This is a genomic window from Psychrobacter glacincola, from assembly GCF_904846075.1.
GTDB classification, from domain to species: Bacteria; Pseudomonadota; Gammaproteobacteria; order Pseudomonadales; family Moraxellaceae; genus Psychrobacter; species Psychrobacter glacincola_C.
This window is the reverse complement of the sequence record NZ_CAJGZH010000001.1, coordinates 452230-466416: the sequence shown is the minus strand read 5'-3', so window position 1 is coordinate 466416 and position 14187 is coordinate 452230. Positions and strand designations below refer to the sequence as shown.

The 14187-nt window shown below is 45.4% G+C and carries 12 protein-coding genes; 8 read left to right on the top strand and 4 right to left on the bottom strand.

What is annotated here, in order from left to right:
* Positions 1–30 precede the first annotated feature (30 nt).
* The 4 genes from JMW85_RS02045 to JMW85_RS02030 all read right to left on the bottom strand — a co-directional run bounded on the left by JMW85_RS02045 (position 31) and on the right by JMW85_RS02030 (position 4010).
* Complete coding sequence (locus JMW85_RS02045; protein WP_227681639.1) at positions 31–1065, bottom strand: tyrosine recombinase XerC; 1035 nt, start codon at positions 1063–1065, stop codon at positions 31–33.
* A gap of 14 nt (positions 1066–1079) precedes the next feature.
* Positions 1080–1967 (bottom strand): diaminopimelate epimerase, encoded by an 888-nt coding sequence (gene dapF / locus JMW85_RS02040; protein ID WP_045443366.1) that lies wholly within the window; start codon positions 1965–1967, stop codon positions 1080–1082.
* A gap of 252 nt (positions 1968–2219) precedes the next feature.
* Positions 2220–3575, bottom strand: a complete 1356-nt coding sequence (lysA, locus tag JMW85_RS02035) for a diaminopimelate decarboxylase (RefSeq protein WP_201580803.1) — start codon at positions 3573–3575, stop codon at positions 2220–2222.
* 93 nt (positions 3576–3668) lie between these two features.
* Entirely contained in the window at positions 3669–4010 is a 342-nt protein-coding gene (locus tag JMW85_RS02030; protein WP_201580802.1) for an LptM family lipoprotein, read from the bottom strand.
* A 617-nt stretch (positions 4011–4627) separates the two neighbouring features.
* Between JMW85_RS02030 and JMW85_RS02025 the strand changes: the two genes are divergently transcribed.
* The 8 genes from JMW85_RS02025 (at position 4628) to kbl (ending at position 14179) form a co-directional block, all read left to right on the top strand.
* Complete coding sequence (locus tag JMW85_RS02025) at positions 4628–5860, top strand: acetate/propionate family kinase (RefSeq protein WP_055123535.1); 1233 nt, start codon at positions 4628–4630, stop codon at positions 5858–5860.
* 217 nt (positions 5861–6077) lie between these two features.
* Positions 6078–8234: a phosphate acetyltransferase gene (gene pta, locus JMW85_RS02020; RefSeq protein ID WP_201580801.1), complete on the top strand. Its 2157-nt coding sequence runs from the start codon at positions 6078–6080 to the stop codon at positions 8232–8234.
* A 281-nt stretch (positions 8235–8515) separates the two neighbouring features.
* Positions 8516–9430, top strand: coding sequence for a nicotinate-nicotinamide nucleotide adenylyltransferase (locus tag JMW85_RS02015; RefSeq protein ID WP_201580800.1), 915 nt, complete (start codon positions 8516–8518; stop codon positions 9428–9430).
* 141 nt (positions 9431–9571) lie between these two features.
* Positions 9572–9985 carry a ribosome silencing factor gene (gene rsfS / locus JMW85_RS02010; RefSeq protein WP_045443355.1) on the top strand — a complete coding sequence of 138 codons (414 nt, stop codon included), beginning with the start codon at positions 9572–9574 and terminating at the stop codon, positions 9983–9985.
* A 225-nt stretch (positions 9986–10210) separates the two neighbouring features.
* Positions 10211–11005 (top strand): MOSC domain-containing protein, encoded by a 795-nt coding sequence (locus JMW85_RS02005; RefSeq protein ID WP_227681638.1) that lies wholly within the window; start codon positions 10211–10213, stop codon positions 11003–11005.
* Between the two features lie 202 nt (positions 11006–11207).
* Positions 11208–12083, top strand: coding sequence for an N-acetylmuramoyl-L-alanine amidase (locus tag JMW85_RS02000; RefSeq protein WP_201580799.1), 876 nt, complete (start codon positions 11208–11210; stop codon positions 12081–12083).
* A gap of 44 nt (positions 12084–12127) precedes the next feature.
* Complete coding sequence (locus JMW85_RS01995; protein WP_193009262.1) at positions 12128–12868, top strand: pyridoxine 5'-phosphate synthase; 741 nt, start codon at positions 12128–12130, stop codon at positions 12866–12868.
* Positions 12869–12988: 120 nt separating this feature from the next.
* On the top strand, positions 12989–14179 hold the full coding sequence (gene kbl, locus JMW85_RS01990) for a glycine C-acetyltransferase (RefSeq protein ID WP_193009261.1): 1191 nt from the start codon (positions 12989–12991) through the stop codon (positions 14177–14179).
* Positions 14180–14187: the final 8 nt, after the last annotated feature.

Genomic DNA, 14187 nt, shown 5'->3' with positions numbered 1-14187 from the left:
TATTGAATAGTAAGTATTGAATATCGAATATTAGGTGGTATTTTCTTCGGTCCGTGTATGAGTCGCGCGCGGATGAGCGCGATCATAGACTTGCGTGAGTTTAGCAAAATCGACATGGGTATAAATTTGCGTGGTACTGATATCGCTATGCCCAAGCATTTCTTGCACCGCGCGCAAATCGCCACTGCCTGACAGCATGTGCGAGGCAAAACAATGACGCAATAGATGCGGATACATATTTTGTGCGATGCCGGCACGCGTAGCCGCAACTTTGAGACGCTGCTGCACTGCCCGTGTCGATAAACGCGTACCTAGTTTTTCACTAATGAATAATGCGCTGTCCATTTGCTCCACCCAAAGATTACGATGCGGTAGATAACGGCTAATCGCTTCTGCTGCCTTGATACCTAACGGCACCAAACGCGTTTTATTGCCCTTACCTGTCACGCGCACGCGCAGGTCTGACAAATCTACATCTACCATATCCAACGCGACCAACTCACCTACGCGCAGACCGCTGCTGTATAGCAATTCAAACATCGCCTTATCACGCAGCCATAGGCGCGCTTGTTCGGGTGTGTCAGGCATCTCTTGGTCAAGCAGCTGAGTGAGCAAATCAACATCAGCGATAGACGGCAGCGGTCGAGGACTACGTTTGAGCTGATAGCCAGTCGTTGGGTTAATACGTGCCAAGTTCTCTTCCATCAACCAACCATAAAAATGGCGAATGGCTGATAGCTCTTGCTGGACGCTGGCAAGTGCCAGCTTGTCTTCATCAAGACGTTGGCTAATATGCTGGGCTAATTGGCGTTTATCGCAGCGCGTCCACGTCAGGCGTTTCCCACGTAAAAATAGCGCCAATTGATTCAATCCTGCAAAATAAGCGGTCAACGTATGCGGCGAGTGATTGCGCACCGACAAGACATTAAGCCAACGATGCACGGGCGCTAACAAATCACGTAATGCAGCATCCGACTCTATAGCCGCGGCGTGCTCGACTGATAGCCATGCTTTTGCCTCAGAATCTGAAGTAGGCTCCATCGTATGATTGTTTTTATTGGACATAGCCCTATTATCCATTAACCTTCTGGATTGGGCTTGATGCCCGCTTGTGCCATCAGACCATCTGGGCTAAATACGCCTTCGTAAACAAAGGCGGTCGGACCGGTCATCATCACTGAATAACCCGGCTGCCATTTGATGATCATACTGCCACCATAAAGCTGCGCACGCACGTCTTCGCCTTCATCGAGCCAGCCTTCGCGGATACCAACCGCTACTGCGGCACAAGCGCCAGTACCACAGGCTTGTGTCTCGCCGACACCGCGCTCGTAGACACGCAGACGAATATGACGCTGATTCATCACTTGCATAAAGCCGACATTGACGCGGTCGGGAAAGGCAGGATGCGATTCGATGGCTTTGCCTAAGGTTTCAACGTCGGCATCGAGCACATTATCAACTTTGATAACGGCATGCGGGTTGCCCATATTGGCAACATAAAGCTGTACAGGAGTGCCATTTACATCGAGATGATAGGCGTTTTGGATTTTGGTCGTGGCTCTGGGGGTAAAAGGAATCTCGCTTGGTTCAAACTTAGGCTTACCCATATCGACTTCGACCCAGCCATAACGATCAGTGGTCAATGAAATGATGCCGCTTGCCGTCTCAACACGCAAACGCTGTTTAAATGACAGTTTACGCGCTTGCACAAAACGAGCAAAACAGCGCGCACCATTACCGCACTGCTCAACTTCTGACCCATCAGCATTAAAAATGCGATAACTAAAATCAACGTCAGGACGCATCGGTGGCTCAACGACGAGCAGCTGATCAAAGCCAATACCCAAATGACGGTCACCCAGTAACTGTACCAAATCCTTGGTCAAATCTAAGCGCTGAGTCACCAAATCGATGACCATAAAATCATTGCCCAGACCATGCATCTTCGTAAATTCTATTAGCATATCCTTGTTATCCTATCCTATTTTTATGTATGTCTTATATTAGCACGCTGTCAGATACAATCATAACTATCACCGCTATCAAATACTAAGTTAGCACGATGCTAAATCCACCTTGTACAGCCAAACTGATATCTCTCATTAGAGCACGCCATAAAAAAGCCCATCATCATAAAGACAATGGGCTTTTTATTTAGAGCATGCCCTCAATCTCAACGAAAACGCCTAAATGGGCTAAATCTGTTGGTCACCGATTTATTTACCTTGCCACAATACTTCGTCTGCATATAGTGCTTCAATGGTTTCGCGTTTGCGAATCAGTTGATGGCTATCATCGGCTACCATTACCTCACTAGCACGCGGGCGTGAATTATAATTGCTACTCATGGTAAAGCCATACGCACCAGCGCCTGTGATTGCTAAAACATCGCCTGCCGCGAGCGACAATAAACGGTCTTTCGCTAAAAAATCACCCGTTTCGCAAATAGCGCCAACGATATCCCATGGCTGTGTGCCATCAGTGTCGATGCCATTATCAGGCAAGACACTTGGAATGACTGCCATTTCAGCTTGATATAACGCCGGACGAATCAAGTCATTCATTGCTGCGTCAACAATGGCAAAATTCTTATGTTCCGTTGGTTTTAGCACATCAACCTTGGTCAATAATACCCCAGCATTTGCCACAATACTGCGACCCGGCTCAAAGAATACCGTTAAGCCAAGCTCACTAAGTTTCGGTAATAACGCTTGAGCAAACTCGTCGATAGATACTGGTGTCTCATCGATATAACGCACACCCAAACCACCGCCCAAATCGATATGACGCAGCTCGATACCTTTATCACGTAAATTGTGTATTAGCTCAATCACTTTATCTAAAGCCGCGATAAATGGCGCAACTTCAGTCAACTGCGAGCCAATATGACAGTCAATACCGACAATATCGATATGGGATAACTGCGCCGCTTGCTCATAGACGGCAACCGCGTCTTCGTGGGTGATACCAAATTTATTGTCTTTTAACCCTGTTGAGATATACGGATGCGTCTTGGCATCGACATTAGGATTAACCCGTAGTGAAATTGGCGCAGGTTTATCCAATTTCTGTGCCACATCATTAATCAAAGTCAGCTCGCTGATTGACTCAACGTTAAAACAACCAATACCTTGGTTAAGCGCATATTCAATATCGCTATAGGTTTTGCCGACGCCTGAGAATACCACACGCGAAGCAGCACCACCTGCCGCCAATACGCGCATGAGCTCGCCACGAGAGACGATGTCAAATCCTGCCCCTGCTTGCGCCAATATACCAAGTACCGCAAGATTAGAATTGGCTTTTACAGCATAACAAATCTGGTGCGTTAAACTGGCAAAGCTATCGCTATAAGCTTGATAGACATCCAAAATGGCTTGTTTTGAGTAGACATAACAAGGCGTACCATAGTGTTTAACCACATCATCAATACTCACCTGCTCCATATACAATGCACCATCGCGATAATCTAGCGCGGGTAAATGGGCGGTTAAAGCTTGAGGATTAACATACAAGCCTTGCTCAGTTTGGATCGTGACAGATTCGCCAGTTTGTTGCTCAGAATGACTCATATAAACATCTCTAATTTCATCAGGTTACAAAGTTAAAAAAATCTTAGGGTGCACACCGAAATCTCGTTGACGGCATTGAGTTTTTAATAAAAATCAATAATCATTCGGGTCTTCACTAGGTTCCGGTAGCTTAAAACCATCCATTTCTTGATGACCATCATCTTGTGTCGAATAGGTACTACCCTGTATGCCAGCGCTATCCGTAGCTCCCTGAACCGTCTGGCTACTAGAGTCGGCGAGGTATAGATTGCCTTTTTGACCGCAACCCGTCAAACCCATCATAATCACCCCACTAATAATAAAAGTGGAGATAACACGGCGACCAAGATCAGCAACATTAGTGTGCTCAGTTTTCGAAAAGCGGTTAATAGTAAACATAGAATAGAGAACCTGTGACTTTGCAATGGCATGAGGATGATAAAAAGCACGAGTCATAAAGGCGATAGATCCAACCCTATAGACAGCTAAATAAAAGCTATCGCCATCGCTAAAAAATGACAATATGACTGCTTTGGATAATAGCATTATTACATAATGCTGTGTGCATACTGAATATCCCTAATCAATAAATTTGGACGAGTTTGGTTTTGCTAAGCTTTACTAGACCGTGCGACTGCCATTTACTAAGCGAGCGTTGATACTAGCGGTCTTAATGTATCGCTATAATGGTAAAACAGCCTATTATATTTACTTAGACAAATTTTCTTACAATTTATTATGAGCTACTATATTTGGCTGTAGCAGCCGACAAACCCTAGCGACACTCGGTGTACAGTTGTATTGTCTATACCACATTCTATCAATTTAACCCTTATAGTTATCGTGGTATAGCCATAAAACTATGGTACATTATGTGTAGACCTTGCGACTGTGTTGAGGCGCTAGCATGCGACTTAACAAGCACTGATCAATAGTGCCAGCCCAAGAGTGACCAGAATCAGCAATGTACTTGCTTGACCTATGTCGGCATGGATGCGGCTGGTTTTTGTTTATTCAACCGGTACTCGTCTGTGATGAGTCACCCTTTACAAAATACAATCTAAGGACAGAGTATGAGCGCCAGCCTAACCACCACTTTTGATGACAAAAATACCGAAACATCGAACCTAATCAATCCCACCTTAGTCCTCAACTGCGGTTCCTCTTCTATCAAATACGCGCTGATTAGCGAAGACAATTCTATTCGTATCACTGGTTTGGCCGAAAACTTAGGACTCGATACTGCTCGTATCAAACACACGACGTTGAATGGTGATAAGCTGGAAATCTCTATCTCAGGTGGTCGTCATCAGTTAGCATTACAAAAAATTCTTGAGCTATTAGAACAGTATCATTTCATCGCCGTTGGTCATCGCGTGGTTCATGGTGGCCGTGAGTACTCTGCAGCAGTCCGTGTCGATGAGCATGTGCTGGACGAAGTAAAACGCTTAAAAATACTCGCGCCACTGCATAACCCTGCCCATGCTTTAGGTATCGAAGCGGTACAGGCGATTTATCCTGATATTCCTCAAGTCGTCGTCTTTGATACAGCCTTTCACCAAACCATGCCTCCCGTTGCCTTTCGCTACCCACTACCAAAAGCCCTATACGAAGAACACAAAATCCGCCGTTATGGCTTTCATGGTACCTCTCATGCCTATGTCTCAGAGCGTGCCAGTGAGATTACAGAGTCTAAAGGCCCACATGGCTGGCTTACAGCGCATCTAGGTAATGGCTGCTCGGCAACTGCCGTTTATGACGGAAAAAGTTTCGATACCAGTATGGGTCTGACCCCGCTTGAGGGGCTCATGATGGGTACGCGTAGTGGTGATGTTGACCCAAGTCTACACATACACCTAAAGCGCCAGCTCGGTATGAGCTTGGAAGAGATTGATGCCATGCTCAATAATGAAAGTGGTCTATTGGGTGTCTCAGGATTGTCTAATGATTTACGTACCGTCGAACAAGCGGCGAACGAAGGTCACGCAGATGCTAAGCTCGCTATCGAGATGTTCTGTTACCGCGTCGGTAAATATCTTGCCAGCTTAAGCTGCGCGCTACCAGAATTCACAGGCATTGTCTTTACGGGTGGTATCGGCGAAAACTCAGTCACCACCCGAACCAGTATCCTAGAAGTGATGCGTCATTTCGGCATAAAAGTAGACGCTGACAAAAATGCGAGCTTGTTTGGTGGTAGCGAAGGCAGCTTCCACGCAGACGATAGCAGCATCGAGCTATGGGTTGTGCCAACTGATGAAGAGTGCCGTATTGCTCAAGAAACACGTGAAGCATTGGGCTTACTCTAAGCTCGACACTTTTTATAAGTTGCTTATATTATAAATTGCTTATAATTTTCTCATAATCTTCTAATCGTCTTATAAGCTTTTTTATTCATTAGACGTGTTAAGTTATTTTTTTGCCCAGCGCTTCTTATACATAGCCTATGATGAGAAGCGCGACGTTTTACTCATTCCAGCAAGGATGAAGTGAGCTTTAAAAATATAATAAACCGTAGGATACTTTATGCAAACCATTTTACTAGTTCCCATCAGCCGTGGTATCGGCGTAACGTCAGCAGCGCTTGGATTGATTCGTGCTCTTGATTACAACGGTATCAAAGCGGGCTTTATGAAGCCATTTTTGCAAGATGATACACTTGATAAGCAAAACAGTTTAGACAGCTCAAGCGCGTTAGCAATGCATGCTTTTGGTCTGACGCCACCTAAATCTATCAGTCGGCAGCGTGTTGAGCGTATGATTGGTGATGGTAATCTTGATGACTTGATGGAAGAAGTGGTCGTCAATTATCATACTCTGGGCGATGATTACGATGTGGTGATCTGTGAGGGCTTAGTACCGACCACAGAGACCTCTTATGCCTCACAAATCAACCGTGCGATTGCCCATGCATTAGATGCTAGAATCATCTTTGTTAGCACTGCTGATACCAGTAAACCGGCCTATCTGGCTGATAAGCTTGACGTTCACGCTCGTGAGTTTGGCGGCATCGCCCATGAGCGCACGCTCGGCGCGATTTTGATGCGTGTACATGACTTGCCAAATGCGCAAAGCACCGTAGAAAATCAAATCGTTGCCCCTGGTGAAGCGGTTGTGAGTTTAGATGAAAGCTTTATGCAAGAAGTCCAGCGCCTATCACCGCATTTTAATACTGATGCGTTCCGTTTAATCGGGGTGGTGCCATTCAGTGATTCACTGTCCGTGCCTCGTACGTGGGATATCGCCACTGAGCTTGATGCCAAATGGCTCAATGTCGGTGAAGCTAAGTCACGCCGTATTAACCGCATTAGCCTAACCGCACGCTCGGTCGCACGCGTCGATGAGGTGTTTAAACGTGGCACCCTTATCGTCGTACCGGGCGATCGAGATGATTTACTATTAGCAGCAGGTTTGGCTTGTATCAATGGTATCCCGCTGGCAGGATTGGTATTAACCGGCGGCGTCGAGCCGAGTGCAACCGTCGCTGAGCTATGGCAATCTGCCCTCAAAACAGGCATCCCTGTCATGAGTGTCGAAAGCGACAGCTATGAGACCGTACAAAGCCTCATGCACATGAGCGCAGAGATTCCAAGTGATGATACCGAACGTGCTGAAGAAGTGGCCCGTTATGTCGCCGCCCATTTAGATCTTAGCTGGATTAAAGACTATTTTAGTCAAAATCATGAGCCGCGCCTCTCACCATCTGCATTCCGTCATCAAGTGGTTAAAAAAGCACAAGACGCCAAAAAACGCATCGTGCTACCAGAGGGTTCTGAGCCGCGTACGGTTGAAGCCGCTTGTATCTGTCAAAGCCGCGGCATCGCCAACTGTGTACTACTCGCTAAGCGTAGCGATGTCGAGCAAGTGGCTAAAAATCTCGACTTAGTTTTACCTGAAGGTCTTGAAATAATTGATCCTGACACGCTTGATATGGATAAGTATATCGCTGCAGTGGTCGAGCGGCGTAAAGGTAAAACCAGCGCAGAAGTCGCGGCTGAATACTTAAAAGACACCGTATATCTAGGCACAACCATGCTACAGATGGACGAAGTCGACGGCCTCGTTTCTGGCGCGATTCATACCACCGCCAATACCGTCCGTCCAGCGTTTCAGTTGATTAAGACCGCACCGCAATACTCGCTCGTATCATCAGTATTTTTTATGCTGCTACCTGAGCAAGTGGTTGTATACGGTGACTGTGCCATTAATCCTGATCCAAATGCCGAAGAATTGGCTGAGATTGCCATTCAATCAGCACAGTCTGCTGCCGCCTTCGGTATTGATCCAAAAGTTGCGATGATTAGCTATTCTACAGGCTCATCAGGAACTGGCGCAGATGTCGAAAAAGTCACCCGTGCAACCCAAATCGTCCGCGAGCGTGCGCCACATCTAAAAGTCGATGGACCTCTACAGTATGACGCCGCTTCTGTCATGAGCGTCGGCAAGCAAAAAGCGCCTGATTCACCGGTTGCTGGGCAAGCCAATGTCTTTATTTTCCCAGACCTCAATACGGGCAATACCACTTATAAAGCCGTACAACGTAGCGCCAATGTGGTGAGTGTTGGCCCAATGCTGCAAGGTTTGAATAAGCCAGTAAATGACTTGTCTCGCGGAGCCTTGGTCGATGATATTATCTACACCATTGCCCTTACTGCTATTCAAGCTCATAGCGACGCGATTTAATTGCATTAAAATGTAGGACTAATTGCGCTATAAGTAACCGACTATCAAAATGATGGTCGGTTTTTTATTGGCTATATTCATAACTGACTTTTTTAAAAATTTTCATCACGGATAGCTAAGCGCTCATTTTACCTAGTATTTCAGCGCTTTTAATGACAGATGCCCGCTTGCCCTCTACAATAGCGCTACCATCGAAGCATTTAACCTAAAAAGGTCAGCCGATAAAAGGATAAAATGCATCAACGACAACGTGCCTCTTATCTATTTTTACGCATTTATTTATGCCAAATACCAGCAAAAATCCTCAAAAAAGTACACCTGCGCCAGCCATTCGTGCTTATCTTGGCGGCTCATTTGATCCCGTACATGAGGGTCATCTGCAAATGGCGATGACTGTTTATCAGCGTTTGCTACCGATAGCCAAGCAGCAACAGCGAGCGCTGCACGTGTCACTATTGCCCAATGCGCGCTCTCCCTTTAAAGAAAAAAGTACAGATCCTAAACACCGTCTGGCGATGTTAAAGCTTGCAACACTCAACACACCGCTACAAATTAATGAGCTTGAGCTGTGGCAAACACCGCCTGTCTATACCATCGATAGTGTACGCACGTTGCGCCAGCGTTATCCGCATGACAGTCTAATATTCATCATCGGTATGGATAGTGCGCTGAGTTTGAGCAAATGGAAAAACGGTTTAGAGCTTACGGATTATGTCAATCTTTGGGTGTTTAATCGTGATGACTTGTCTGATATTAATCATAAAAATAATCACCTGTTGGCAACCACGTCTCATTGCGCCAACAAAACGTTAGTCGCGCAGGATGCGATGAACTTGCACACCCAATTACCTGCGCAGCTGCAATCTTTACGCATCGATGCGCCTATTGATTTATTACAGCCCACCTCTCAAGCATCGACCGATAGCCGCCTCTTGAAAAATACCCATCAAGGCCACATTTATATAGACTCGCGTCCTATCGCCACGATATCCAGTACACAGATACGCCAACAGTGGCAGCCGACAGAAAATCGATCGAATATAATATCGGCAGCGGCAAGGCAAATGACATCTATCGCACCAATAAATGATATCATAGACAATACTGCACCCAATCCATTAGCTAAATGGCTAAATCCTGCTGTTTATCAATATATTATCGCCCATCAGCTATATTCTGCTGCTCAATTCCGTTAAAATCGCCTTATCTTTGTCATTTTGCCCATCCAGTCTCTACAGCTGACTGGCGACATCTAGTCCATTCGACAATGCCAACGCATGCAAATTGACGATTTACCTTTTTATTTTTAATATTGACGATTCAAGAGATCAAAATTTATGACCAACACCATGACTGAAGAACGCTTAAAAGAATGCTTAGCCGTTGTTGAGACCGCTCTAGATGATATGAAAGCGAAGAACATCACCGTAATGAATGTAGAAGATTTGACTGACGTAACCGAACGCATCGTTATCGCTGACGGTACTTCTAAGCGCCATGTACGCGCGATGGCTGACAATGTCGGCGCTGAAGCGAAGCAAGCGGGCTTTATGCCACTTGGTCGCGAAGGCGGTATCGACTCTGACTGGACATTGATTGATCTGGGCGCTGTCGTCGTGCATGTAATGACGCCGCAAGCCCGTGAGTTCTATGATTTAGAAGGTCTATGGTCATCACCTGAGCAATTGGCTGAGCTGGTCGCTGTACCGCGTGAAAAGAAAACCGCTGGTCGCCGCAATAAAAATAAATAATTTTATTTATTTTTATAACGCTGTGAAAACCAAAAAGACCAGATATTTATTCTGGTCTTTTTTTGTCTAAAATTTACCGTTCTAATACCCTTTCACCTACTGCTAAATTTTAAGCGGCTGAATGCTTAGCATTAGATGAATGATTAAGCTAAGATAATACGCATTATTAATACCAGTATCAAAGTAGCCTCTCCCCTAATAAATCCCTATAGATTAGGAAAACCTATGAGCTTAGAACCTATAAATATAGCAACGCTAACATCTTCTACCCAAAAAAATGTAGCCGACTTTAATCAAACCCTGCCGTTACATATTGCCAATCTAACCTGCGTCCGCGCTGGCAAAGCCATGCCATTCACCCGTGAAGAAATGAGTGCTATTGATAAAGCACCGATTAACGCACCTGTCGCGGTCAACTTTATGGGATTAACCACTGACGAACAAGCCGATCGCAAGCATCATGGCGGCCCACTCAAAGCAGTACATCAACTGGCACCTGCAACTTATGAGAAACTTAACGCAGAATTTGGTCTAAAAGTCCGCGTCGGTACGTTGGGTGAAAACCTCACGACCGAAGCCGTCAATGGCCTACCTGAAATGACTGAGTCTACGGTTTGCATTGGTGATGTTTATCAGTATGGAGGAGAGTATGGTGATACGGCTACTAGTACGGATGATGTTGATAATTTACAACTGCGTATCGTCCAACCACGACGCCCTTGCTACAAAATCAACGACCAAATCGGACAGTTTACCAAAGTGCCAAATATCGCGGCATGGGTCAGCAAACAAGGTATCGCTGGTTGGTATTTCAAAGTGGTACGTGATGGCATGATTAGCGCTGATTTGCCCGTCTATTTAATCGAACGTCCCTATCCGTTTGCGACGCTTGAAAAACTGTGGCAATTGTCTAATTCAAAAGAGAAATACGATGCCGATGTGATTGAGCCATGGCTCGCGATTGAATGTTTGGAGGAGAGTTGGAAAAAGGTGTTAGCGAAGAAGATTCGCAAGGATTAAAAAAGCTTTCAAAGATATCTCGACCTCATCTACCTACTATCAATAAAAAAATAAAGGCAAGTATAGTCAATCCTATATAAATCAGATACGGTGTCAGGCTCGCTTAGTCTACTATTTGTAGTACTTTCGCTCGCCTTCCTTGTATCCAAATTATATTGAAACGACTATATCAAAGCTTACCTTTATTCACACAGAGCATTTCATGGTAAAAAACATCTTTTTAGCGTTTGGCTTAACACTGCCCCTGATTGGCTGCGTGACCATAACCTCTCCAGTCGCGACCACCGAAAGCTACATCGTGGACAGTAAAACCCACCAAGCCACTGGCAAAAGCGAGCGCATCAAAACCATTGTGCTGCACTATACGGTGTCAGACAATGACCGATCGATAAAAACACTGACCACAGGCAAGGTCAGCGCGCACTATTTAGTGTTAGATAATGACGATGATAAAATTTATAATCTAGTACCAGAAAACGAGCGCGCTTGGCATGCGGGTGATGGCGGCTTTGCAGGTAGAACTATCCTGAACGATACCTCTATCGGCATCGAAATCGTCAATGCAGGGATTGCGCCTGAGTATCAAAGTGCCCTAAAAGACGGCAAGTTGGCGTATCATCCTTATGAGCATTATGTGGCGTTTGATGAATTGCAGATTAAAAAGGTCGCGGAGTTGGTGCAAGATATCACCGCCAGATATGATATCTCACAAAAAAATATCATCGGTCATTCTGATATGGCACCCTCGCGCAAGATTGACCCCGGTGCAAAGTTCCCTTGGGAGCAACTGTATAAGCAATATGGCATCGGCGCTTGGTATGATGACGCTGATAAATTTGCGTTTATGGACATAGACACATTTGCAGCGGCAACGATACCTGAGATGAAGCAGCAGTTTCGTGACTATGGCTATCAGATTAACAGTAGCGACGAGTGGGACAAAGTCAGTCGCGATGTCGTCTATGCGTTTCAGCTGCACTTTCGACCCCGTAACCCAACAGGAACGGTAGACTTAGAGACTTATGCTATTTTAAAGGCATTGAATAAGAAGTATGCTGATACCAACGATTTTTATTAACCCTTTCATATCATCAATAATAAACGAGCTGTACAAGGAATTTTATGAGCACATTGTTTAGCGTAAATTTGAATAAATTGGCTTTAATCCGTAACTCGCGCGGTACTGATTACCCTAACCTGTTGACCTTTGTGAAGAAGCTGATTGATCTAGGGGTTAAAGGCTTTACCGTACATCCACGCCCTGATGAGCGTCATATCAGATACCAAGATGTCTATGATATCAGTGCATTTTTAAAGGACTATCCAGAGATTGAGTTCAATATCGAAGGGAATCCAAACGAGCAGTTCTTGAAGATTATCCGTGAAGTAAAGCCGCATCAATGCACGCTCGTGCCAGACAGTGACGATCAGCTGACCTCGGATCATGGCTTTGATATCATCAAACATCATGAATTCTTATCAACGTTAAGCAAAGAGCTAGAAGCGTTTGGTACGCGCTGTGCGGTGTTCATCGACCCTGATATTGAGCAAGTCAAAGCAGTCATCGAGAGCGATGTACAGACGATCGAGATGTATACCGAAGAATGGGCGCGTGCCTACAGTAATGGTAAGAGCGGCGACCAATTCGATGAGGTCAAGCAACGCTTTAGCGACTGTATTAATCTAGCCAATCAAAACGGTATCCGCGTCAATGCTGGTCATGATTTGAATTTGGATAATTTGGCTGACTTGCTCGCGCTTAGTGATATCGCTGAAGTGTCGATTGGTCATGCATTTACGATTGAATCACTGGAGCAAGGCATGGATAATGTCGTGCGTCAGTATTTAGCAATTTGTGGTTAACCCGTATTAATACGCAAATAGTTTGGTTCTATCAGCAGTCCTAATATCTGCATTGTTAGGGTCTGTTGAACATTCAACAGACCTTCAGAAAATACCAATAATATTAAAAAAGGAATCTTTATGTATCAAGACTTTCAGAAATACCTACAACAAGAAATCAGCGACATACGGGCGGCAGGACTGTATAAAACCGAGCGCGTGATCACCTCTCCACAAGATGCACTCATCAAGATCACTGATGGCCGTGAGGTGCTTAACTTCTGTGCCAATAATTACCTTGGACTGTCTGATCATCCTGAGATTAAAAAGGCGGCTATCGAAGCCATCGAAAACTCAGGTTATGGCATGTCATCGGTGCGTTTTATTTGTGGTACGCAAGATTTGCATAAGCAATTAGAAGCAGCGATTTCTAAGTTTTTTAATACCGAAGATACGATTCTTTATGCGGCCTGTTTCGATGCCAATGGCGGTGCTTTTGAGCCCCTGCTGACCAGCGAAGATGCCATTATTTCTGATTCGTTAAATCATGCCTCGATCATCGATGGTGTGCGCCTATGTAAAGCGGCACGTTATCGCTATGCCAATGCGGATATGCAAGATTTAGAGACGCAATTGCAAGCGGCGCAAGCACAGCGTTTTCGCTTAATTGTCACCGATGGTGTGTTTTCGATGGATGGTAATGTCGCGCCAATGGATGAGATTTATGCGCTGGCACAAAAGTATGATGCCATGGTAATGATTGACGAGTCGCATTCAGCAGGCGTGGTCGGTCACACTGGTGGCGGCGTGACTGAATTGTTCAATCTACGTGGTGATATTGAGCTGATCACTGGTACTTTAGGCAAGGCCTTTGGCGGTGCTATTGGCGGCTTTACCACGGGTAAAAAAGAAATCGTTGAGATGTTGCGTCAACGCTCACGCCCGTATCTGTTTTCAAACTCCATTCCTCCTATGGTGGCAGCGGCTGGGGTAAAAGCGTTTGAGATGCTGTCACAAGACAATACCCTACAAGATAAATTGCATGAAAATACTGCCTATTTTGTGAAGAAAATGCAAGATGCGGGCTTCGATATCAAGCCCACTGCATCGGCAATTTGTGCGGTCATGCTTTATGACGCCAATGTCTCGCAGCAAATGGCAGATGCGCTGCTTGAAGAAGGCATTTACGTGATTGGCTTCTTCTACCCTGTCGTACCCAAAGACGAGGCTCGCATTCGTGTGCAGCTCTCTGCCGCCCATACTCGCGAGCAGCTAGACCAGTGTATCGCCGCCTTTATCAAAGTTGCTAAGCAAATGAAAGTGATTGATTAAGCGTCGTT